Below are 23,083 nucleotides of genomic sequence, written 5' to 3'. Positions count from 1 at the left end.
TGAAGACGACGAGGTAGATAGGTTGGGGGTGGAAGTGCAGTAATGCATGGAGCTGACCAATACTAATCGGTCGAGGGCTTATCCTAAAAAATAAAACGCAAATAAGTTTCGGATCCAGTTTTCAGGGTGTAACCTTGAAAGTATGTACAAGTGACATACTCATTCACACGATAAGTGAGGAACCGAATAACCGTACGGAAGAATTTACAGTGTAAATTCATGTTTGGTGGCGATAGCGGAGGGGTTCCACACGTACCCATCCCGAACACGACCGTTAAGCCCTCCAGCGCCGATGGTACTTGGACCGCAGGGTCCTGGGAGAGTAGGACGTCGCCAAGCGATATCCTTTACAGGATGATGATTTTTTACATGTTAGGGCCTTTAGCTCAGCTGGTTAGAGCGCACCCCTGATAAGGGTGAGGTCGGTGGTTCGAGTCCACTAAGGCCCACCACTTCTAGAATAACAAAAAGATTGGGGCCATAGCTCAGCTGGGAGAGCGCCTGCCTTGCACGCAGGAGGTCAGCGGTTCGATCCCGCTTGGCTCCACCAATATTCCCTGATAGCTCAGTTGGTAGAGCACTCGACTGTTAATCGAGTTGTCACAGGTTCGAGTCCTGTTCGGGGAGCCATGTTTTGAATATTTCTGACTTATATATATAAGGTGGCGGCGTAGCTCAGCTGGCTAGAGCGTACGGTTCATACCCGTGAGGTCGGGGGTTCGATCCCCTCTGCCGCTACTCGGAGAGATACCCAAGTGGCTATAAGGGGACCCTCTGCTAAGGGGTTAGACTGCGAAAGTGGTGCGAGGGTTCGAATCCCTCTCTCTCCGCCATTTAGGACAAGCTAGCGAAATATTATGTTATGGCGGTGTAGCTCAGCTGGCTAGAGCGTACGGTTCATACCCGTGAGGTCGGGGGTTCGATCCCCTCCGCCGCTACCATACATACCCAGGAGGCTTAGCTCAGCTGGGAGAGCATCTGCCTTACAAGCAGAGGGTCGGGGGTTCGATCCCCTCAGCCTCCACCATTGTGCCGGTGTAGCTCAACTGGTAGAGCAACTGACTTGTAATCAGTAGGTTGGGGGTTCAAGTCCTCTCGCCGGCACCATTTTTGAATTTTGAAAAATCCAGGGAACTGTGGTGTAGAGGCCTAACATGCCTGCCTGTCACGCAGGAGATCGCGGGTTCGAATCCCGTCAGTTCCGCCATTTTTCAATTCAATAGTTTTACCGTACTAAAGTGGGAAGGGGTATCCCTCCGCACTTTATTTTTTGTTAATGGGTATGGCTCGGTAGCTCAGTCGGTAGAGCAGAGGACTGAAAATCCTCGTGTCGGCGGTTCGATTCCGTCCCGAGCCACCTTTATATGGAGGATTAGCGAAGTGGCCAAACGCATCAGACTGTAAATCTGCTCCCTTACGGGTTCGGTGGTTCGAATCCATCATCCTCCACCAGTTTTACGAGCCATTAGCTCAGTTGGTAGAGCACCTGACTTTTAATCAGGGTGTCGAAGGTTCGAGTCCTTCATGGCTCATCAGAAGTCATCAACTATAGGTTGATGGCTTTTTTTGTATTGTTTTAAGTTATGTTTTTATATAGCTTTTTTATTTTACGGTATCGACAGGTTATAATGAGTTCAATATGTTCGCTTAGTGCTTATTCTATATTCTAAAAAAAGTGAAGTGGTGATCGCGTGACTCTGGGTACAGAATGGATTCAGCAACAGCTTCAGAATATTATTCAAGCGCCTTTTACCATAGTGCCTTGGTGCCCGGAAATGATGGCAGAAGAAGAGATAGCCGATTCAGTTATCCCGGATAGATCGTTTGTCCGTGACAACAAGTTATATTTTCCGTTTCGTGCGTCGGCAAGTGAACTGGCTGCCTTTGTGGTAGAGGCTAGATATTTGACGGATCGAGAACGGAAACTGGTAGAAGCGCTATTGGGGAACATGGAGCAGGTCTGGCAGAACGGTCCACAATTGTCGGATAACCCGGTTTATAGCGAGGAAGAGCGGATGAATCGTTTTGGACAATGGCTCATACAGCAGGCTGCCAATCTAAACAGGGAAGAAGAGGTTCCTGATGAATTGCAGCTTCGTGATTCGCTATCAGCGTGTATGGTTCCGATTTTATTGAATGGCGAGGGAACACAGGAGGGGGCTATTACTTATACGCAGCTTCATCGATTGTTCGCGAGCTATTTTGGAGGGGATGTGCTGCTTACTCCATTGGACGAACAGTCTTGGTTGATTATGGCTAAAAAGGAGCTTTTATTAGGAGTGGACGATGAACGGGATAAAGACACTGAATCCAGGGATGCAGATTTTACGGAATCGCTGGAGGAGGTTCTCACGGCTTTTAGCTTGGGTCTATATGAGCTTATTGCGAATGAGTGGGTGGGTGTATTCCATTTGGCGGTTTCTAAGCCTTCAGCCCCTTTGCAAAGTCTTCCCCAAGAGCTGAATTTGTTATGGGAGACCATACATTTGGGTAAGATTTTTCATGTAACAGAGCACATCCACTTTTCATGGGAGCTTCATTTGGAAAGGCTGTTAAACCGCATTCCCAAGGAACAACGCGTATTATTTTTAGAGCAGGTCATGAAGTCATCTGTCATACTGGAAGACTCAGAAACGATGGCTACATTAGATATCTTTTTTCAACTGGATTGTAATGTGAGTGAGACAGCTAAGCGTCTATATGTGCATCGAAATACGTTGATTTACCGTTTGGACAAGATCAAACAGGAGACCGGATTGGACGTACGGACGTTTAATGATGCGGTTTTGGTCAAGCTCTATCTTCTATTGTACAAAGTGACAAAAAGGAAATAGCATTTTTGTGCAGTTTGCGAATAGCCATGCTACAGGGACTAGGGTAAGATACAAGTAAGAAATGTATTCGATTTCATAACTTGATCTTAGGGAGGCAAAAGCTATGGCTGGTGTACGTTTAGAGCATATTTTCAAGAAATACCCGGGTGCAGATAAAGCTACGGTTGTTGATGTCAATTTGGACATTCAAGATAAAGAGTTTCTCGTATTGGTTGGTCCTTCCGGTTGTGGTAAATCTACTACGCTCCGTATGATTGCTGGTCTGGAGGAAATTTCAGATGGTAAATTGTACATTGGAGATCGTGTTGTGAACGACGTGGCTCCAAAGGACCGCGATATCGCGATGGTATTCCAATCCTATGCCTTGTATCCGCATATGAATGTATACCAAAACATGGCTTTTGGTCTGAAGCTCCGTAAGGTGAAGAAAGAAGAAATCGACAAGCGTGTACGTGAAGCGGCTAAAATCCTTGATATTGAGCATCTGCTGGATCGCAAGCCGAAAGCGTTATCAGGTGGTCAACGCCAGCGTGTTGCCTTGGGACGTGCGATTGTGCGTGACCCGCAAGTGTTCTTGATGGATGAGCCACTGTCCAACTTGGATGCCAAACTGCGTGGTCAGATGCGTGCGGAAATCACGAAGCTGGCTAAGCGTCTGGAAACGACTGTTATCTACGTAACCCATGACCAGGTTGAAGCCATGACGATGGGTGACCGGATTGTAGTTATGAAGGATGGTATTATCCAACAAGCTGCATCCCCAGATGAACTCTACAACCGTCCAGTGAATCTGTTCGTAGCTGGTTTTATCGGCTCTCCTACGATGAACTTTATCACAGGTCAGCTGGTTGAAAAAGAAGGTGCATTGCATTTTGCTGCGCCAGGTCTGGATCTGTTCGTACCAGAAGGTAAAGGACAGATTTTAAAAGCGAAGGGCTATATCGGCAAAGAAGTGATCTTGGGTATCCGCCCTGAGGATATTCATGAAGAGCCTGTATTCTTGGAGGCTTCTCCGAATACGATCTTTACATCCACTGTGGATGTAACGGAAAATCTCGGTCATGAAATGCTGTTGTACCTGAGCGGTGCCGGAAATGATACGATTATTGCCCGTGTAGACGGACGCTCCAATACTCGTGATGGTGTCAAAGCGAAGTTGGCTGTTGATATGAACAAGGTTCATATTTTTGATAAGGAATCGGAATTGAGTATTCTGGTTGGCGAATAAAATTTGCCTCTGGAAGAGAGTCGCAGTTTTCCCCACGCGGAGAACTGCGACTCTTTTTGTATATCGCATACGGGTACTAGCTTCGGCATTGCATTCATTGGAAAATTCCGATACGATGGGTACAATGGTACAGGTCTAGATGCAGGCAAGGTTCGTTGGCAAGGGTCCTAAATGGGATCAATCCAGATGTCGGAATAGAGTTAGCCTGGAACCATAGTGTTAAATCAAGTGGAGTGTGGATTGATGCAGTGCAGCATAGACTGGCGTTGGGCTGTATGGTTAATAGGGTAAAGCTACATAAATCAAATGACGTATAGAATCCGGTTTTGCAGATGAAGGGGAGAATACAATGGCTAAACAGGTAAAGGTATCCGAGCTTGTACAGCAGTTTCAAATGGAAGTTATTTCCGGTGAAAAAGGTCTGCGAAGACTGATCACAGTGGATGATTTGAATCGCCCAGGTCTGGAGATGGCCGGGTATTTTGAATATCATACACAGGAGCGGGTACAGCTTCTGGGAAGGTCTGAGTTGGCTTTTCTGGGGATGCTTCCTCCTGAGGAGCGTCGGGATCGGATGGAGCGCCTGTGTACAGAGCTGACTCCATGCATTATCATCACACGTGGTCTGGAGGTACCGGCTGAGTTAGTGGAGGCGAGCGCAGAACGAGATATTCCTGTACTGCGCACTAATATGGCAACGACGATTTTATCAAGCCGCATCACAGGCTTTCTCGAAAGAAAGCTGGCTCCTACAGCGACTATTCATGGTGTACTGTGTGACGTGTATGGCGTGGGAATGCTTATCACAGGAAGTAGTGGAATTGGTAAAAGTGAAACTGCACTGGAACTGGTTAAACGTGGACATCGCTTGGTAGCAGATGATGCGGTAGAAATTCGGCAAACGTCCGATTTTCAGCTGCATGGTACAGCACCTGAGCTGATCCGTCACCTGCTGGAAATTCGTGGCGTGGGCATTATTAATGTGATGACGCTGTTTGGGGCCGGTGCAGTTCGTAATAACAAGCGGATTACATTGGTTGTTCGACTGGAGGCATGGCAGCAGGACAAGCAGTATGACCGTCTTGGTCTCGATGAGGAAACGACACGTATTATTGATACAGATGTTCCACTGGTTACGATCCCAGTTCGTCCGGGCCGAAACTTGGCTGTTATTATCGAGGTGGCGGCGATGAACTATCGTTTGAAACAAATGGGCGTTAATGCAGCCCTGCAATTTACAAACAAGCTGACTGCGACGATTTCTGAAGATATGGAAGAGATGGATTAAGGTTTGTTCGTTTGCAAGGAAGAACAAGGAGTGAGAGAAACATATGTCAACGGCAACATTACTGCTAAATCCGATCGCTTTTTCAATCGGGGCAATCAAGGTCCATTGGTATGGGCTTATTTTGGGGCTGGCGGCGCTTGTGGGTTTATATCTCGCCATTCGTGAAGGAAAAAGATTCGGTATTCCGCAGGACTTTTTTATGGATATGCTGCTTCTGGGTGTTCCATCAGCTATCATTGGAGCGCGTATTTATTATGTAGCCTTCAAATGGGAAGACTACCGAGATAATCTATGGGATGTTTTTAAAATTTGGAATGGTGGGATTGCGATATACGGTGCCTTGATCGGGGCCATTATATGTGCAGTCATTTATTTCCGGTATAAAGGGTATAACTTCTGGCGTATCGCTGATATTTGTGCACCAGGCCTACTGATCGGTCAAGCGATTGGACGCTGGGGTAATTTTGTCAATCAGGAAGCCTACGGTGGACCGACGGAAGAGACATTCTTGCGTAATCAGCTCCATCTCCCGGATTTCATTGTGAATCAGATGAACGTTAACGGGGTGTTCCATCACCCTACATTTTTATATGAATCACTGTGGAGTATTGTAGGTGTGATTTTGCTACTCGTCATTCGTCGTATGAAATTTGTGCGTGCAGGCGAAATGTTTGCGTTTTACTTCATTTGGTACTCAATTGGTCGCTTTTTCATCGAGCGTGTACGGACGGACAGTTTGGCTTTTCAGGGACCAGATTGGCTGGCTTCCTTTGTGAATGCTTTGTGGTCTCCTATGGTGTGGCTAGGGTTTGAACCAGGACATCTGGACCCGAGTTACGGTAATGTACGGATCTCGCAATTGCTGCCTATCTTTATTGTGGTAGCTGCCGTGATTTTCATTTTGGTTCGTCGCCGGAAGGGCACATCTGTTGCTCGGTATAGCGATCCGATTATCTCCAGCAAAGCAGGGATTGATCAGGTACCTGACGTGACGCCAGAACAGGTATCCCGTCCAGGACAGGACGCGGTCCCTCCAACAGCTACGGCGGATAAGCTGCCTAAGGAAGACACGGACGAGGACAAGAAGGAGCATCTATGATAAATACGATTTTGTTTGATTTAGACGGCACCATCATGGATACGAATGAGCTGATTATCAGCACATTTCTACACGTTTTGAATCATCCGAATGCTGATCCGCTGACGCGGGAGCATATTATTCCTCATATGGGTGGAACACTGGACGATCAACTCCGTACTTTTTCGGGACTAACGGATGTATCTGGGTTGGTTAAGGACTACCGTGCTTATAATCAGATTCATCATGATCAAATGGTGAAGCCATTTCCATATGTCATTGAGGTTATTCAGGAGTTGCGTGCGAGAGGAATTAAGCTGGGGGTTGTAACAACCAAAATACGACCATCCACGATACGTGTACTTAATCTGTTCAATCTGACTTCCTCTATGGACTATATTGTGACGGTCGACGATGTAGAGCATCCTAAGCCACACGCTGAGCCAGTCCTTAAGGCCTTGGCAGGCTTGAATGCTGAAGCAAAGCACACATTGATGGTCGGAGACAGTTCCTTTGATATTTTGTCAGCTCAGGCTGCAGGCGTGAAATCGGCTGGTGTAGCCTGGTCGCTCAAGGGTGAGGAAACTCTGCGTGGATATGGGCCAGACTACATGTTGCATGATATGCGGGATTTGCTGAAGCTGGAGCTTCAAGGTGTCAATGTATCGTGAGAAAGGTGAACCGCTATCCTGTAGAAGGTCCCAATGCGTTGTGGCAGATTTATCGGACGGTGAGCCGCTGGAAAGGCATTAAGAACTTTATTTTTATACAGATTGCCCGGTATTGTCCTGTGCTTTCTCTGAAAAACGTCATTTACCGCAGAGTGCTGGGGATGAAGGTGGGGCAACATGCGGCCTTCGGCCTGATGGTGATGGTGGATGTTTTTTTTCCAGAGTATATTACAATAGGGAACAATTCGGTCATTGGGTATAACACGACGATACTAGCTCATGAATACCTCATACATGAATATCGTATCGGTAAAGTGGTGATTGGGGATAATGTGCTGATCGGCGCAAACACAACCATTTTGCCGGGTGTCACCATCGGTGACGGAGCTATCGTAGCGGCCGGAGCGGTCGTGCATAAAGACGTGCCCGCAGGTGCATTTGTGGGTGGCAATCCGTTGCGTGATTTAAGACGCTCTGGTGGGAATGAGTAGTAAATAGCACAATAAGAAAGGCCCCTTATGTATTAAGGGGTCTTTCTTGTGTTGTTTTTCTGTATAATAAGTGGGGTAATGCATGTTGATTATGTTTTAAAAATTGATAAAAGACATATTTGCAAGGCGATATGGGAGCGTGTTGATTTGGTCAAAAAAGAACGTATACCAGAGCTTGATATTTACCGGGGCATATTAATTGCAGCTGTTGTTACCATTCATGCGACTTCAATGGCTTTAATTGATGCGCGTCATTCTCTATTGTTTTATCCTTTTTTATTTTTAAATATGTTTAGTAGCTTTGCAGTGCCAGTATTTATTTTTGTGAGCGGGTTTGTTTTATTTTATAATTATGTCGATAGGCCGCTTCGTGGTAAGAATATGCTTATATTTTTCCGAAAAAGACTGATGTTTATTGTGTTACCTTACGTTTTGTTTTCTCTTGTGTATTATTTGACCTTGGTAACACGCGGGTTGATGCCGCTCAGTGATCTTCCGCTCGTGCTGTTAACGGGGAAGGCGTATACGCATTTGTATTATGTCATCATCATCATCCAATTTTATTTGGTTTTCCCGCTGTTGTTGTGGGGAGTGCAGCGCTTATGTCATTGGATATCGAGCCCACGAAGAGCAGCCTTTGTCATTTTGACAGTAGGGTTAATCCTTCAATGGGGATTTGTATTGCTGAACAAATACGTTTGGCAAGAGGAAAGAGGAAGTCTTGCGATTACGTATATCAGTTATTTTGCCTTGGGCGCAGCTGTAGCGATTGGATATGAAGGGTTTAAAAAGTGGCTTTTTCCGGTGTCAGGTACAGTAATTAGACGCGGACAGCTGATCAGTTGGTGGGGCTTGTGGGTGGCGTGGCTACTCCTGGGTATAGCTTATGTACAAATATGGTTTGTAGCATACCGCAAAGCCATCTATGCAGACTCACTGATCTATGAACTGCTCCATAGTGCATATGCTCTCGTATCCGCGTTAGTGTTGTTTCAATGCTCGGTTTTATTATATCGTCATACTAACGATAGGCTGCGAATGTTAATCAGTTGGTTGGGGGCATGTTCTTTCGGTATTTATTTACTTCACCCGGCGTTACTGCGGGTGTATCGCAAGCTGGATTTGCATGGAACGCCGGTAGAATACATCTTCTCTGTTGCGGGTGGATGGTTGTTGGCGCTGTTTGGCTCATGGCTGATTGTGACGTTGTGTTTTCGATATGTACCATTTGCATGGATCGGTTTGGGCACGTTTCCGAAGTTTCCCTCCCGGAGTAAAGATGAACAGGTGAATAGCTAAATATTTTGATTTGGACTGTTAGCTTAATGCTGGCAGTCTTTTTTTAGAGTATAGAATTTATAAATTCTCAGTGGAGCTGAACAACTCTATATGCACAAGAAAAATTAACGTAAGCGCGGTCTTGCTCCGTGAAAATACGTGGATAGATGTTTTTCATATAGGATTCATGTATTTTGCATTGGATAAAATATAGAGAGGGGCAGCAGCTTGGCGAATCTGTAAAAAAGGGCTGCGTCGTTTGGTTGACGTTCACAAGTAGAGCATGATAATATATCGAATATACTTTAGTTTGTTAGCACTTTACCATGATAAAGATATTGTGAAATCATGAGGTGATAGAGATGTCTAAGCCAAAAGGATTCGAGATCCCTGTAGGGGTTCGAGATTATCTTCCGCGTGCAGTGTCGAAGCTGCGGGCCATTGAACTGAATGTACTCGAATGCATGGAGCGCTGGGGTTACCGCCAGATTATGACGCCTACGATGGAATACTACGATACGGTGGGAGTGGCTAGTTCTACTTCCGATCGGAAGCTGTTTAAATTACTCAATAACCGGGGAACCACGTTGGTGCTGCGATCGGATATGACCGCTCCCATTGCACGGGTGGTATCTTCGTTGCTAAAGGAAGAGGAAGTACCGCTCCGACTTTCCTATCACGCAAATGTATTTCGGGCGATTGAGGAAGAGGCAGGAAGAGAAGCGGAGTTTTTTCAGACGGGTGTGGAACTGGTGGGTGATGATTCGCCTGAGGCTGATGCAGAAGTTGTAGCATTGGCAATTGCATCATTACAGGCAGCAGGGGTGACCTCCTTTAAAATTGCCATGGGGCATGTGGGATTCCTGAACGGTTTGTTTGAGGAAATCATTCCAGGCCGCCAGGCTGAACAACAAGCGCTAAAGGAACTGTTGCTCAGTCGTGATGTAGTAGGCTACCGAACAGCGATTGAAGCTTTGGGCTTGGCTCCTGAACATCGGGATAAGCTGGAAGCTATTCTTCGGTTGCGCGGTGGAAAAGAAATTTGTGACCAGGCTACCCGTCTTAGTGTGGAGCAGCAGACGATTCGATCCATTGCACATTTGTGCGAGGTGTGGGAAGTACTGGAGGCATACGGCGTATCTGAGCATGTGTTAATCGACCTTACCATGATCGGGGATTTCTCATATTATACTGGAATGACTTTTGAGGGCTATGCGGCGGAGATTGGGTTCCCGGTATGCAACGGGGGTCGCTATGACAATCTGCTTCAGCAGTTTGGTCGATCCGTACCTGCAACGGGATTTGCATTGAAGACAAACCGGATCGTCGATGGTGTGGATGGTATCCAAATGGAAACGAAGCTTCCTGTACTTATCCGTTATGACGAACAGGGACGCCAGAAGGCGTTATCCGCAGCGGCAGAGCTACGCGCAACAGGCCTTACTGTGGTGACAGGGCTCACGGGGGGACCGGAAGATCGACGTCGTGAGCAGCAGGGCCGGTATGCAGATGTATACAGCTATACAGCTGAAGGAAGACAGCCAGTACAAAGGAGGGAATTGCCATGACGGAAATATTGAAGGTAGCCATGCCAAAGGGACGGATTTATAAGCAGGCTTCTGAGCTATTTCGCCGGGCAGGGGTTCCCATTCCGCTGGATGTGGACGAAACGCGCAAGCTGGTCATCCCACTGCCCGAGCTGGGCATGGAATTTATCATGGCGAAGCCCGTCGATGTTCCTACGTATGTGGAGTATGGAGCGGCGGACATCGGCATTGTGGGCAAGGATGTTTTGCTGGAAGAAAACAAGGATGTGTATGAACTGCTGGATCTCGGGATTGCTCGTTGCCGGATGTCGGTGATTGCTTTACCGGATTGGCAGCCAGGTATTCGTCAGCGGGTCGCTACAAAATATCCGAACGTGGCTTCCCAGTATTTTCGGGAGCAAGGCCAGCAGGTAGAAGTTATTAAGCTGAATGGCTCCATTGAGCTGGCGCCGCTAATTGGTCTGGCAGACCGCATTGTTGATATGGTGGAAACGGGGCAGACCTTGCAGGAGAACGGATTAGTCGAGCAGATCAGCATACTGGATATTACCAGTCGCCTGATTGCCAATCGGGTCAGCTACCGGATGAAAAATAGCTCGATTCAGGCATTGTGTGATCGATTGCATCAGGTAATTCCGACTGCGGTGGCACCGAGGGACTAAAGAAAAGAGTAAGCCAAGGGTTAAAGGGGCATTCTGCAAGCTGCAAGTAAGGGGGAATGGACAAATGAAGATCGTATCAGCCCGTGATTTCAGTCTCCAACGGGAGGTGGATTACGGCACACCTGAGCAAAATGAGGCTGTGCGCACCATTATTCATTCGGTACGCCAAGAGGGGGATGAGGCTGTCCTGCGGTATACGCAATCGTTTGATGGTGTATCGCTGACAGCAGAGCAACTTCGTGTGACGGAGGAAGAATTGAAGGCGGCGTATGACAAGGTAGAGCCTTCTTTTTTACAGGCGATTCGAGAGGCGGCGGATAATATCCGTGCTTTTCACGTGAAGCAAAAACGCAACTCGTGGATGGACTTACAGCCGGATGGTAGCTTGCTCGGTCAAATTATCCGACCGTTGAAACGTGTAGGCGTGTATGTTCCGGGCGGTAAAGCAGCCTATCCATCCTCAGTGCTGATGAATGTCATTCCTGCTCAGGTAGCTGGTGTACCGGAGATTGTCATGGTGACACCCCCGGCGACAGGCGGCAAAGCAGGGATCGATCCATATACACTGGTAGCTGCGGCAGAGGCTGGTGTAACGGAAATATATAGGGTTGGCGGAGCGCAGGCGATTGCTTCTCTCGCTTACGGAACACATAGCATTGAACCAGTCGATAAAATTTGCGGTCCCGGCAACATTTATGTAGCGCTGGCGAAGCGCGAGGTGTACGGTGCGGTGGATATCGACAGTATAGCGGGACCAAGTGAAATTGTCGTGTTGGCTGACGACACGGCGAATGCCTCTTATGTAGCGGCTGACCTGCTTTCACAGGCGGAACATGACGAGATGGCCTCAGCCATACTGGTTACGCCCTCGCAACGCTTGGCCGAAGAAGTATCAGCTGAAGTACAGCGCCAATTGGCAGAGTTGCCGCGTAGAGATATTGCTGCTGCATCGGTGGAGGCATACGGGGCTATCATTGTCGTCGACACTTTGGAAGAGGGCATCCATATTGTAAACCGACTGGCACCAGAACATTTGGAAATTATGACAGAGCAGCCGATGGAACATGTGGGTCTGATTGAAAACGCGGGAGCTATTTTCCTGGGAGCATACAGCTCGGAGCCAGTAGGTGATTATTTTGCCGGACCTAACCACATTATCCCGACGAATGGAACGGCGCGCTTTTCCTCGCCAGTGGATGTTGATGATTTTATCAAGAAGTCGAGTATGATCTATTACAGCAAGGAAGCGCTATTGCGCAATGGAGCGACGATTATGCAGCTTGCCCGCCATGAAGGACTGGAAGGTCACGCACGGGCGATACAAGTTCGATTGGACAATGAAAAGAAGGCGGTGGATGGCGATGGGGAACGAAAATAACGTAACAGGACGTACAGGCAGCGTCAGCCGAAAGACGAACGAAACGGATATTCAGCTATCTTTTGCAGTAGACGGCACAGGGCAAGCTGAGATTGAAACAGATGTTCCGTTTCTGAATCACATGCTGGATTTGTTCACCAAGCACGGACAATTTGACCTGAATGTACAGGCCAGAGGGGATGTTGATATCGACGATCATCATACCGTAGAGGATATTGGTATTTGTCTGGGGCAAACCTTGCTGGAAGCGTTGGGTGATAAAAAAGGAATTAAGCGCTATGCCAGCGTCTTTGTACCAATGGATGAGGCGCTCGCGCAGGTTGTCATTGATCTGAGTAACCGGCCCCATTTCGAGTATCGTGCGGAGTATCCATCACAGCAGGTAGGGAGCTTTTCGACAGAGCTGGTGCATGAATTTCTGTGGAAATTTGCATTGGAGGCTCGCATGACGCTACACGTCATCGTTCACTACGGGCAAAATACCCACCATATGATTGAGGCGGTGTTCAAAGCGCTGGGACGTGCACTGGATGAAGCGACATCCATTGATCCGCGGGTGACGGGAGTACCTTCAACGAAGGGAGTGCTGTAGTCCATGTCCATTGCCATTGTGGATTACGGCAGAGGCAATCTGCATAGTGTGAGCAAGGCAGTTGAGCGTCTTGGCTATGAGGCTGTAGTAACGGGAGATGCCCAAGTAATTCGCTCCTCCAGCGGTGTGATTTTGCCGGGAGTAGGGGCATTCGGAGACGCTATGGAGCATTTGCGTTCCAACGGATTGGACCGGGTAATTCAGGAGGTTGCCAGCGCTGGACAACCACTGCTCGGTGTTTGTCTAGGAATGCAACTGTTGTTCACTCGTGGTGAAGAATACGGCAGTCACGAAGGGCTTAATATTTTACCAGGCGAGGTCGTTCGGTTTGCTCCCGATCTGGGGGTTAAAGTGCCGCATATGGGCTGGAATCGTCTGCGTATAACTCAGCCAGATCACCCATTGTTTCAGGGCTTGGAGGAAGGACATGTGTATTTTGTGCATTCCTATCATGCGAAGCCGGAGGTCGAAAGTGACCTGCTGGCGGTGACCGACTATGGTGGGCCCGTAACGGCTATCGTGGGCAGAGGCCATGTATATGGCATGCAGTTCCACCCAGAGAAAAGCGGGGAAATGGGGATGCGGCTGCTTCGTCAGTTTTTGGAACTAGCGGAAGCAGAAAAGCGAGCGTAACGATTCGTGAGTATGCAGTTGGTGGTACGCCAACTTTGGTCGTTGATTGATGTAAAGGCATATAGATGTTGAATAGCTCACAAGGGGGTCATACTTTGTTCACGATATACCCGGCGATTGATATTCGCGATGGCAAATGTGTACGACTGGTACAGGGAGATTATAACCAGGAGACGATATACAACGAAAACCCGATGGAGGTTGCCCAAGAATGGGAGCGTTTGGGCGGCTCCTACATTCACTTGGTTGATTTGGACGGTGCAAAAGCAGGCCAACCGGTGAACGATGAACTCATTGGGCGCATCGCTTCTGCGGTGCAAGTGCCTGTACAAGTGGGTGGCGGCTTGCGTACACGTGAACATGTGGAGCGGCTGTTGTCGCTGGGCGTGAGCCGTGTGATCTTGGGTACGGCAGCGATTGAGGATCGTGCTTTTACGGAAGCGGTATTGGGTACCTACGGTGATCGGATCACCATTGGTCTGGATGCACGGAATGGCTATGTGGCCACGCGCGGATGGCTTGAAACCTCAGAGGTTCGAGCGGACGAATTGGCTGCTGAGTTGGCCTCCAAGGGAGCGGAAACGTTCATTTTTACAGACATTTCCCGCGACGGAATGATGCAAGGCCCAAATGTTGAGGCTATCGTAGCGCTTGCGAAAAGCAGTGGACGAACCGTGATCGCTTCCGGCGGTGTCAGCAAGATGGACGATCTAATCACGCTGAGCACCTATGCGAAAGAGGGTGTAGGCGGTGCTATTGTGGGTAAGGCATTGTATACAGGCAGCATTGATTTACAGGTCGCCGTACAAGCTGTAGCAAAGGCATAGGGGGAGTAGGCATGCTGGCTAAACGTATTATTCCCTGCTTGGATGTAAAGGATGGCAGGGTGGTTAAGGGCGTTAATTTTGTGAACTTACGTGATGCAGGCGATCCGGTGGAACTGGCGGCGCTTTATGACCGGGAAGGGGCGGACGAAATCGTATTTCTGGATATTTCTGCTTCAGTTGAAGGGCGTGCTACCATGGAAGAAGTAGTTCGTCAGACAGCCGGGGAAATTGCCATTCCTTTCACCGTAGGTGGCGGGATATCTCATGTTGATGATATGAAACGTATTTTGCGTGCCGGAGCTGATAAAATCGGTGTAAATACGGCGGCTGTCCGTAACCCCCAGCTGATTGCGGAGGGTGCGCGCAGCTTTGGCTCACAATGTATCGTTGTTGCCATTGATGCCAAGTACAACGAGGCGTGGGGCGAGTGGGAAGTGTATACGCACGGAGGCCGCACGCCATCTGGTATCCGCGCCTTGGCTTGGGCCAAGGAAGCTGAACAGATGGGAGCCGGTGAGATTCTGCTGACCAGCATGAATGCGGACGGAACCAAGGACGGCTTTGACCTGCCGCTGACTTCCGCGGTATCGGATACCGTCGGGATTCCAGTTATCGCTTCTGGCGGAGCAGGCAAGCAGGAGCATTTCTATGACGTGTTTACGGCGGGCAAAGCGGATGCTGGATTAGCAGCAACGATTTTTCACTATAAAGAAATAGGAATCCCTGAGCTAAAACGGGATTTGAAGCGCAGAGGAGTGGAGATACGATGAGTAACGAATTAAACCAACAGCTATCTCTGGAGCAGATACTGGATAATGTCCGCTGGAATGAGGCAGGTCTTGTCTCGGCGATTGTGCAGGATGATGCTACCCTTCAGGTGCTTACGCTGGCCTACATGAACCGCGAGTCGCTGAAACTGTCTTTGGAGTCGGGAGAGACCTGGTTTTGGTCTCGTTCCAGACAGGAGCTGTGGCACAAGGGAGCTACTTCGGGGAATACGCAAAAAATCACTTCCATCCAGTTGGATTGTGACGGTGATGCTCTGTTGGTACGTGTCATTCCGAACGGTCCTGCCTGTCATACAGGAGCAACGAGCTGCTTTTTCCGTGATATTTCCGTGCCAGGAACGGCTGTAGCACCTGTTGCAGGAAATGCAGGAGACCACACGTTGGTAAATGAAACCGATGATATTTTCAGTGCTTCAGCAGACCGCTTTGAGGTACTTGCCCAATTGGAGGCAATTATTAAGGAGCGCGAAGAGACACGTCCTGAAGGGGCCTATACGACTTATCTTTTTGATAAAGGTGTAGATAAAATCTTGAAAAAGGTTGGCGAAGAAGCATCCGAGACAATCATTGCCGCCAAAAATAAAGATAATGACGAACTGCGCCTGGAGGTCAGTGATTTGATTTATCACCTGCTGGTGCTGTTGCAGGAGCGCAAGCTACCGCTCGATGACGTGCTGGCTGAGCTGAATCGCCGTCATGAACGTCCTCGTCGTGATTAGTACGATTTGTTGTAGTGTTGAAAGGGGGAGGGCCTATGAAAATTGACTATCATACGCATCACGCCCGCTGCGGGCATGCCATAGGGAGTCTGGAAGAGTATGTACAGCAGGGAATTCGGCTGGGGCTGGATCAGCTCGGCTTGTCCGATCACATGCCACTACTGCATGTAAAACCGGCTGACTATTACCCGGAAATGGCAATGCCTATGGAGGAACTGCCCCGATACGTGGAAGAATGTTTGGAACTGAAGGAACGTTTTAAAGGGCAGATTGATATTCGTGTTGGCTTGGAAGGCGACTACATCGAGGGCTGGGAGCGAGAAATCGAAGACATCATCACCGCGTATCCCTGGGATTATGTGATTGGTTCCGTCCATTTTCTCGGTGAATGGGATGTCACGGACTTCCGTCAGGTACACCATTGGGAAGGCAAAAATGTGCTTGAGGTGTACCGTACATATTATGATGCGGTTTCCAAGGCAGCAGCTAGCGGTTTGTATGACATCATGGGTCATTTGGATGTCATTAAGCGCTTCGGCTATCATCCGAAGCCGGAGGAGATGGAGGAGCTGCGTGAGTTGGAGCGTGCCGCACTCTCAGCTGTTTCCCTCAGCGGTCGGGCGATGGAACTGAATGCATCAGGGCTTTCGAAGCCCTGTGCCGAGATGTTCCCGAGTCGCCGCATGCTGGAAGAGGCTTTTTCGCTAGGCATCCCGCTGACCGTAGGATCGGATGCCCATGATCCGGCGAAGCTGTCCGAGCACTTGGAGAAAGCACGCGCGCTTCTATATGAAGTCGGCTATCGCGAACTTGCCGTATTTCAGCATCGTGAGCGCTCGCTGGTGCCGCTGACGCTTTAATTATTACGTTTATTGGGTCTAAGTACCATATCCAGTGGCTAGCCGAACGCTCCCTTTTATACAAGGAAAAAGCGCTCGGCTATTTAGCGTATTCTTATATACATATCTATAGGTATACAAGAGTGTATCCGTTTTTTGGAATGAGGCAGGATCGACTGTCAAGTCGTTTTGAAGTTGTGGTATACTGAAGGGTATGAACATGCCAGTTACTTTTAAAGGAGGTGCCTTGGTTATTTATGAAAGGGAAACATCTGCGAGTATCGGAACCTAGCCCTAAAATTATTGCTTTGCGTTTCGACGCATCTTTCTTTTTTGAGAAAGCTGTGCGCTCGCTTGATCGCAATCATTATGACAAGGCATTGAAATATTTTCGCAAAGCCGTTGAATATGAACCGGATAATCCGGTGAATCATTGCAATATGGCGGGTATATTATCAGAGATGGGGGATTATGCAGGTTCGAATGAGATCCTTTCCTCTGTTCTGAGTGACGTAGACTCGTCGATGACAGAGTGTTATTTCTATATGGCGAATAATTACGCTAATATGGAGCAGTTTGAAGAAGCGGAGAAAGCATTGGTCACGTACCTGGAGGAGGACGAAGAAGGCCAGTTTCTTGATGAAGCGGAGGAAATGATGGAACTGCTCTATTATGAGCTGGACCGTCCAACGAAGCTGAACCGCATTAAGGCCCGGCAGGGAGTAGTAGAGCATGATCAGGCTCGTGTCCTGCTGGAGGAGGGGAAATTTGCTCAGGCAGCCCAGTTGCTCAAGCAAATTTCAGAAGAACAACCAGATATGTTCGCTGCGCGGAATAATCTGGCGCTGGCGTATTACTACATGGGATTGTTCCAAAATGCTAAGGCTACCATTATTCAAGTGCTGGAGGATGAGCCGGGGAATTTACACGCATTGTGCAACTTGGCGATCTTTTATCAGCACGAGGGCGGCGGCCCGGAATTGGATCGTCTGGTGCAGACTTTGGCGGTCACTATACCGTTTCAGGAGGAGCAGGTATTCAAGTTGGCGACCACCATGGGGATTCTCGGACGCCATGAGGAGGCCTACAGACATTTCCGCAGGTTGCTTCATGGCGATGGAGAGAACAATGCGGACGCTTCTTTGTACCATTACACGGCGGTAGCAGCCAGCAATACGGGAAGATATGCGGAAGCACGGCGGTTGTGGAGTCATTTGCAAAAGCAGGACGCTTCCTCGGAAGTTCCGCGGTTTTTCCTGTCCCGACTGGAGGAACTCCAGCAGGAGGGTACACCGCTGCAAGTGCTCAGCTATCATTATCATCTCCCGTTTGAGGAGCAATTCCGCATGTGGGAGAAGTTTGGTGCTGACCAGGTGCCTGACAGCATGAAGAAGGACCCGCTAATCCGCTCATCCTTCTTCTGGGCCTTGCGTCATGGAGATCGGGCGACCCAGCTTCAGGTCATTCAGGCGTTAAGCTTGATCGGTGATGATGAGGTGCGTCAGGCACTGGAGTCCTTCGTAGAAGACCCGGATCAGGAGGATGAGCTGAAACGCCGTGCCTTGCAAGTATTGCAAGAGCTGGCGGAGCAGGCTGAGCAGAAAATGTACCCGGAAACGGAACCTTCTGATCAGTTGGAGGTTGAGAACGATCCGTATACAATTGAGGGTGATGTATCTGCTTCCCCGGTCGATCCCCAATGGCAGGCAGTGCTGGATAAGGTACTGACCGTCATGAGCAAGCCATCCGATTCGGCCATGCAGCACGATTTGAGATCGCTTTGGCTGGAGTATTTGGATCGGCTTGCCCCGGAAGTTCCGATGGTTCAGCATACTGAGGGATGGGCAGCCGCGCTGGAATATTTGACAGCCAAAATGCATCATCATTCAGTCACCTATCAGGAAGTAGCTGATCGTTATGGTATTTCCGTATCGACCGTAAGCCGCTATGCGCGTCAGATTGACAGCGTGTGTGGTATCAAACAGAAGCTGAAGCAGCCGCTCTCCACGTTTAAAAAGCAGGTCTGAGACCTGCTCCAAACATCACTTAAAGGAGGCAACAAACGTATGTATAAATCCATAATTATTGGTACAGGTCCTGCAGGCTACACAGCCGCTATTTATTTGGCACGCGCTAACATGAATCCGCTGATCATTGAAGGGATGCAGCCCGGTGGGCAGCTTACTACAACGACCGAAATTGAAAATTTCCCGGGTTTTGAGCAAGGTATCCTTGGGCCTGAACTGATGGATAATATGCGCAAGCAGGCTGAACGTTTTGGCGCTGAATTTACTTCCGGTTGGGTAGAGGAAGTGGATTTCAGCAAACGTCCTTTTAAAGTGAAGGTAGAGGGTAAAGGCATCATTGAGGCGGAGTCGGTCATTATTGCTACAGGTGCGTCCGCTAAATACCTTGGCATTCCGGGTGAGCAGGACAATGTAGGTCGCGGAGTCAGCACGTGCGCCACTTGCGATGGCTTCTTTTTTCGCGGGAAAAAGATTGTCGTGGTTGGCGGTGGCGATTCAGCCATGGAGGAAGCGAGCTTCTTGACCCGTTTTGCTTCCAGCGTAACCTTGGTCCATCGTCGCGATGAGTTGCGGGCATCCAAAATTATGCAAGATCGTGCGCGTGAGAACGAAAAAGTACATTGGGCATTAAACCGGACTCCTCTCGAAGTTGTGACGGGAGAAGCAGGCTTAAAGGGCTTGAAGGTACACAATAATGAGACCAATCAGGATGAGCTGATTGAGGTGGATGGCGTGTTCGTAGCTATCGGGCATACGCCGAATACAGGTTTCCTGAACGGACAAATCCATACCGATGAACACGGCTATATTGTAGTGAAGCCAGGCACAACAGAAACGAACATTCCCGGAGTTTTTGCCTGTGGGGACGTACAGGATAACCGTTACCGTCAAGCTATTACGGCTGCGGGAACGGGCTGTATGGCGGCTATGGACTGCGAGAAGTATCTCGAAGGCAGTGCTGTTCACGACTGGAGCGAAACACTGGATCAATAAAAGAGTGACTATAGTACACAAAAAGGCTAACGGGAGAGCGAAGGTAACCTCTATTATGCCGCATCTTTTGTTCAGGAAGAGAAAGCCTGTTGCGTTTGCACAGGCTTTCTCCTTTTTATGGGTGCATGAGGATAAAAGTTCTGCTAATCGTACACTTTTCAACAAGCAAGTGTCCTTGACCGTAACGGGGGCTTCAATTATAGTTGGAACGTAGGATTACTATTATGAAGTAGGAATTGTAAGCATATATTTCATACCAGGTTTTTAAGTAAACATAAAGGTGGCTTGGAACATGTCTGAAAGTATCTATGTGGGTGTCGATTTGGGCGGTACAGCGATTAAAGTCGGCATTTGTAATGAAAACGGACAGCTTTTGCACACATACGAGGGACCAACCGAAACCGATAAAGGTGTAGACGTTGTCATCGGTAATATCGAAAAATATGTGCGACACATTGTTGAGCAATCTCCCTATGAGTGGGATCAACTAAAGGGTGTCGGTGCGGGCGTTGCAGGTTTTACGAATGTTCGCGAAGGTATTATTGTCCTCGCACCCAATATTGGCTTTCGAGACGTACCGATTCGTGCGCTCCTAGAGGAACGAATCGGCAAGCCTGTAAAAATAGACAATGATGCCAATGTTGCCGCGCTTGGCGAAGCTTGGGCCGGAGCAGGCAAAGGCATCGAAAATTGCGTATGCTATACCCTGGGAACAGGCGTTGGGGGCGGCATTATTATTAATGGTAAAATATATCAAGGTTTCTCGGGCATGGCCGGAGAAATTGGACATATCAGCGTCGTACCTGATCTGGAGGCTATTCAGTGTGGATGCGGCAAAATGGGTTGTTTGGAAACCGTATCTTCCGCAACAGGCATTATTCGTATGGCCAAGGACGCTGTGGAACGTGGCGATCGGACCTCTCTGGCGCTGGAAGATCAAATTGCTGCCAAAGAAGTATTTGATGCTGCCAAAGCCGGGGATGAAGTCGCGCTGCGTATCGTGAACCGTGCTGCTTTTTATTTGGGGAAATCTATGGCAGCAGTTGCCGCGGTGCTTAATCCAGAGTTGTTTATTATAGGCGGCGGTGTTTCCAAAGCAGGCGACTTTTTGTTTGAAGAGATGCGTCGCGTGTACGCCAAGCTGGCACCTGAGCCCCTTCAAAAAGGGGTATCGATTGTTCCAGCTGTGCTGGGCAATGATGCAGGTATCGTAGGGGCAGCAGGTTTGTTGCTACGTTCCTGATCCACAGGTTACTGATAATACGGGTACTGGCATAGAGCGAAGAAGCAAAAGGAGAGGGAAGTCCATATGACAGACAACCTAAAAAATGCTGCGCCGTGGGCAACGCTCATTATTATTACGGGGATGTCAGGCGCAGGGAAGACCATTGCGGTTCAGAGCCTGGAAGACTTGGGCTTCTTCTGCGTTGATAATTTGCCCCCTGTACTGATTCCCAAATTTGCCGAGTTGATTGAGCAGTCGAACGGTAAAATAGGCAAGGTGGCACTCGTAATTGATTTACGCGGACGAGAATTTTTCACTGCCTTGTCGGAATCGTTGAATTATATTAAAGATCATTTTACGATTCATTGTGAAATTTTATTCTTAAATGCCAATGACGGCGTTCTCGTACAGCGGTATAAGGAAAGCCGTAGACGTCATCCGCTGGCGCCCGATGGCATGCCTTTGGATGGGATTCGGTTGGAGCGCAAGATGTTGGAAGAACTAAAAAGCTCGGCTACACAGGTTATTGATACAAGTGTGATGAAGCCTGCAACCTTAAAGGCGAGGATCATTTCACGATTTTCTCATCTGGAGAGTAGTATGCTTTCCGTGAACATTACTTCTTTTGGCTTCAAGTATGGTATTCCCATTGATGCCGATCTTATATTCGATGTGCGCTTCCTGCCTAATCCTCACTATGTGGACCAACTACGTCCCCACACGGGACAGGATAGCGATGTATATGATTATGTCATGAAATGGCCCGAGACTCAGGCGTTCTTGACCAAGTTGCTGGATATGTTACACTTTTTGATTCCGCAATATCGCAAAGAAGGTAAAAGCCAGGTCATTATCGGCATTGGCTGTACTGGTGGTAAGCATCGTTCTGTTGCAATATCGGAGTATTTAGGAAAAATGCTGGGTGCCAGCGAAACAGAATCTGTTTCTGTTTCGCATCGGGATGCTGATCGGGACCGGCATTAATGAGGTGAAATCATGAAAGAGACCGGATCACAACGGGAGCGCCCACGTATTGTTGTTATGGGCGGCGGAACCGGCTTGTCCGTCATGCTGCGGGGCTTAAAGCAAAAGCCGCTGGATATTACGGCTATTGTTACAGTCGCTGACGATGGCGGAAGCTCCGGGATTTTGCGCAGTGAGCTGCAGATGCCCCCTCCAGGGGATATCCGCAATGTGCTGACTGCCTTGGCTGACGTGGAACCAGTAATGTCAGATATGCTGAAATACCGTTTCGGTGCGGGATCAGGATTGTCAGGCCATAGCCTGGGTAATCTGATTTTAGCAGCGATGACCGATATATCGGGAGATTTTGTGACGGCGGTGCGTGAGCTTAGCCGTGTATTTGCTGTCCGGGGACGTGTGCTGCCAGCAGCCGAGGAAGGCGTTGTGCTAAGCGCCGAAATGGAGGATGGCACGGTGATTACCGGAGAGTCCAAGATCCCGGAAGCGGGCGGGCGAATCAAACGCGTCTTTCTTGAACCGACTCACGTGGAGCCGTTGCCTGAGGCTGTAGAGGCCATTAATGAAGCCGATGCGATTTTGATTGGCCCCGGCAGTCTATATACCAGCATATTACCGAATTTGCTTGTACCTAAACTCGCTGAAGCTGTAGTAAAATCAGACGCTATCAAAATATTTGTCTGTAACGTTATGACCCAGCCTGGAGAAACCGATGGCTATACGGTAGGAGACCACCTGCAAGCTATTTTTGAACATGTAGGGCATCATCTCTTCGACTATGTCATTGTAAATAACGGAGAAATTCCACCCCAAGTACAGGAAATGTATGCCGAGCAGGGAGCCAAGCCGGTACAAGTAGACATGGGCGAGCTGACCGACCGGGGATATAAAGTGGTGGCAGATACATTAGTTCTGTTCCGCACGTATTTACGGCATGATGCCGACAAATTGAGCCAGCATATTTACCAATTGGTACAAAACTGGATATTAAGAAGGAGGTGAGT

Annotated in this window: 21 protein-coding genes, 12 tRNA genes and 2 rRNA genes; all 35 read left to right on the top strand. The window is 48.6% G+C overall.

Annotated elements, in window-relative coordinates:
- Positions 1 to 86: ribosomal RNA gene (locus tag AC5ELV_RS23935) — 23S ribosomal RNA — on the top strand; the annotation flags it as partial.
- Between the two features lie 136 nt (positions 87 to 222).
- Positions 223 to 339: ribosomal RNA gene (gene rrf, locus AC5ELV_RS23930) — 5S ribosomal RNA — on the top strand.
- 36 nt (positions 340 to 375) lie between these two features.
- A tRNA-Ile gene (locus tag AC5ELV_RS23925) sits at positions 376 to 452 on the top strand.
- Between the two features lie 22 nt (positions 453 to 474).
- Positions 475 to 550 (top strand) — tRNA-Ala (locus AC5ELV_RS23920).
- A 4-nt stretch (positions 551 to 554) separates the two neighbouring features.
- Positions 555 to 630 (top strand) — tRNA-Asn (locus AC5ELV_RS23915).
- Between the two features lie 34 nt (positions 631 to 664).
- Positions 665 to 738: transfer RNA gene (locus AC5ELV_RS23910), tRNA-Met, on the top strand.
- A 3-nt stretch (positions 739 to 741) separates the two neighbouring features.
- Positions 742 to 833: transfer RNA gene (locus AC5ELV_RS23905), tRNA-Ser, on the top strand.
- Positions 834 to 864: 31 nt separating this feature from the next.
- Positions 865 to 941: transfer RNA gene (locus tag AC5ELV_RS23900), tRNA-Met, on the top strand.
- 10 nt (positions 942 to 951) lie between these two features.
- A tRNA-Val gene (locus AC5ELV_RS23895) sits at positions 952 to 1,027 on the top strand.
- A 4-nt stretch (positions 1,028 to 1,031) separates the two neighbouring features.
- A tRNA-Thr gene (locus tag AC5ELV_RS23890) sits at positions 1,032 to 1,107 on the top strand.
- Positions 1,108 to 1,130: 23 nt separating this feature from the next.
- Positions 1,131 to 1,207 (top strand) — tRNA-Asp (locus tag AC5ELV_RS23885).
- A 77-nt stretch (positions 1,208 to 1,284) separates the two neighbouring features.
- Positions 1,285 to 1,357 (top strand) — tRNA-Phe (locus tag AC5ELV_RS23880).
- A 9-nt stretch (positions 1,358 to 1,366) separates the two neighbouring features.
- Positions 1,367 to 1,452: transfer RNA gene (locus AC5ELV_RS23875), tRNA-Tyr, on the top strand.
- 7 nt (positions 1,453 to 1,459) lie between these two features.
- A tRNA-Lys gene (locus tag AC5ELV_RS23870) sits at positions 1,460 to 1,532 on the top strand.
- Positions 1,533 to 1,691: 159 nt separating this feature from the next.
- Positions 1,692 to 2,834, top strand: coding sequence for a PucR family transcriptional regulator (locus tag AC5ELV_RS23865; protein ID WP_493432169.1), 1,143 nt, complete (start codon positions 1,692 to 1,694; stop codon positions 2,832 to 2,834).
- A gap of 103 nt (positions 2,835 to 2,937) precedes the next feature.
- The gene (locus AC5ELV_RS23860) at positions 2,938 to 4,062 is read left to right on the top strand and encodes an ABC transporter ATP-binding protein (protein ID WP_493432168.1); all 1,125 of its coding nucleotides are present in this window, start codon (positions 2,938 to 2,940) and stop codon (positions 4,060 to 4,062) included.
- A 349-nt stretch (positions 4,063 to 4,411) separates the two neighbouring features.
- Positions 4,412 to 5,350, top strand: coding sequence for an HPr(Ser) kinase/phosphatase (gene hprK, locus AC5ELV_RS23855; protein WP_013308232.1), 939 nt, complete (start codon positions 4,412 to 4,414; stop codon positions 5,348 to 5,350).
- A gap of 43 nt (positions 5,351 to 5,393) precedes the next feature.
- Complete coding sequence (gene lgt, locus AC5ELV_RS23850) at positions 5,394 to 6,449, top strand: prolipoprotein diacylglyceryl transferase (protein ID WP_061830200.1); 1,056 nt, start codon at positions 5,394 to 5,396, stop codon at positions 6,447 to 6,449.
- Positions 6,446 to 7,099 carry a pyrophosphatase PpaX gene (gene ppaX / locus AC5ELV_RS23845; protein WP_493432167.1) on the top strand — a complete coding sequence of 218 codons (654 nt, stop codon included), beginning with the start codon at positions 6,446 to 6,448 and terminating at the stop codon, positions 7,097 to 7,099. Before lgt ends, ppaX begins: the two co-directional genes overlap by 4 nt.
- Positions 7,096 to 7,590, top strand: a complete 495-nt coding sequence (locus AC5ELV_RS23840; protein WP_493432166.1) for an acyltransferase — start codon at positions 7,096 to 7,098, stop codon at positions 7,588 to 7,590. The genes ppaX and AC5ELV_RS23840 overlap by 4 nt, the downstream gene beginning before the upstream one ends.
- Positions 7,591 to 7,737: 147 nt before the next feature.
- On the top strand, positions 7,738 to 8,889 hold the full coding sequence (locus AC5ELV_RS23835; protein WP_493432165.1) for an acyltransferase: 1,152 nt from the start codon (positions 7,738 to 7,740) through the stop codon (positions 8,887 to 8,889).
- 341 nt (positions 8,890 to 9,230) lie between these two features.
- Complete coding sequence (locus tag AC5ELV_RS23830) at positions 9,231 to 10,436, top strand: ATP phosphoribosyltransferase regulatory subunit (RefSeq protein WP_493432164.1); 1,206 nt, start codon at positions 9,231 to 9,233, stop codon at positions 10,434 to 10,436.
- Positions 10,433 to 11,077, top strand: a complete 645-nt coding sequence (hisG, locus tag AC5ELV_RS23825; protein WP_493432163.1) for an ATP phosphoribosyltransferase — start codon at positions 10,433 to 10,435, stop codon at positions 11,075 to 11,077. Before AC5ELV_RS23830 ends, hisG begins: the two co-directional genes overlap by 4 nt.
- Before the next feature lie 64 nt (positions 11,078 to 11,141).
- Positions 11,142 to 12,455 carry a histidinol dehydrogenase gene (hisD, locus tag AC5ELV_RS23820; RefSeq protein WP_493432162.1) on the top strand — a complete coding sequence of 438 codons (1,314 nt, stop codon included), beginning with the start codon at positions 11,142 to 11,144 and terminating at the stop codon, positions 12,453 to 12,455.
- On the top strand, positions 12,439 to 13,047 hold the full coding sequence (hisB, locus tag AC5ELV_RS23815) for an imidazoleglycerol-phosphate dehydratase HisB (protein ID WP_013308245.1): 609 nt from the start codon (positions 12,439 to 12,441) through the stop codon (positions 13,045 to 13,047). Before hisD ends, hisB begins: the two co-directional genes overlap by 17 nt.
- Positions 13,048 to 13,050: 3 nt before the next feature.
- Positions 13,051 to 13,680 (top strand): imidazole glycerol phosphate synthase subunit HisH, encoded by a 630-nt coding sequence (gene hisH / locus AC5ELV_RS23810; protein WP_493432161.1) that lies wholly within the window; start codon positions 13,051 to 13,053, stop codon positions 13,678 to 13,680.
- A gap of 95 nt (positions 13,681 to 13,775) precedes the next feature.
- Positions 13,776 to 14,507, top strand: coding sequence for a 1-(5-phosphoribosyl)-5-[(5-phosphoribosylamino)methylideneamino]imidazole-4-carboxamide isomerase (gene hisA, locus AC5ELV_RS23805; protein ID WP_493432160.1), 732 nt, complete (start codon positions 13,776 to 13,778; stop codon positions 14,505 to 14,507).
- Between the two features lie 11 nt (positions 14,508 to 14,518).
- Positions 14,519 to 15,277, top strand: coding sequence for an imidazole glycerol phosphate synthase subunit HisF (gene hisF, locus AC5ELV_RS23800; protein WP_493432159.1), 759 nt, complete (start codon positions 14,519 to 14,521; stop codon positions 15,275 to 15,277).
- Positions 15,274 to 16,014 carry a bifunctional phosphoribosyl-AMP cyclohydrolase/phosphoribosyl-ATP diphosphatase HisIE gene (gene hisIE, locus AC5ELV_RS23795; protein WP_493432158.1) on the top strand — a complete coding sequence of 247 codons (741 nt, stop codon included), beginning with the start codon at positions 15,274 to 15,276 and terminating at the stop codon, positions 16,012 to 16,014. Before hisF ends, hisIE begins: the two co-directional genes overlap by 4 nt.
- Before the next feature lie 35 nt (positions 16,015 to 16,049).
- A complete protein-coding gene (gene hisJ / locus AC5ELV_RS23790; protein ID WP_493432157.1) occupies positions 16,050 to 16,874 on the top strand; it encodes a histidinol-phosphatase HisJ in 825 nt (274 codons plus the stop codon).
- Between the two features lie 236 nt (positions 16,875 to 17,110).
- On the top strand, positions 17,111 to 18,880 hold the full coding sequence (locus AC5ELV_RS23785; RefSeq protein WP_493432156.1) for a tetratricopeptide repeat protein: 1,770 nt from the start codon (positions 17,111 to 17,113) through the stop codon (positions 18,878 to 18,880).
- A gap of 39 nt (positions 18,881 to 18,919) precedes the next feature.
- Positions 18,920 to 19,873, top strand: coding sequence for a thioredoxin-disulfide reductase (trxB, locus tag AC5ELV_RS23780; RefSeq protein ID WP_013308252.1), 954 nt, complete (start codon positions 18,920 to 18,922; stop codon positions 19,871 to 19,873).
- 292 nt (positions 19,874 to 20,165) lie between these two features.
- Entirely contained in the window at positions 20,166 to 21,116 is a 951-nt protein-coding gene (locus tag AC5ELV_RS23775) for an ROK family glucokinase (RefSeq protein WP_493432155.1), read from the top strand.
- Positions 21,117 to 21,182: 66 nt separating this feature from the next.
- Positions 21,183 to 22,082 (top strand): RNase adapter RapZ, encoded by a 900-nt coding sequence (gene rapZ / locus AC5ELV_RS23770; RefSeq protein ID WP_013308254.1) that lies wholly within the window; start codon positions 21,183 to 21,185, stop codon positions 22,080 to 22,082.
- 12 nt (positions 22,083 to 22,094) lie between these two features.
- A complete protein-coding gene (locus AC5ELV_RS23765) occupies positions 22,095 to 23,081 on the top strand; it encodes a gluconeogenesis factor YvcK family protein (RefSeq protein WP_023986485.1) in 987 nt (328 codons plus the stop codon).
- The last annotated feature ends 2 nt before the right edge of the window (positions 23,082 to 23,083 follow it).

This window comes from Paenibacillus sp. NMA1017, from assembly GCF_058895805.1.
Note: the sequence above shows the minus strand (reverse complement) of the source record. Positions and strands in the feature narration are given on the sequence as shown.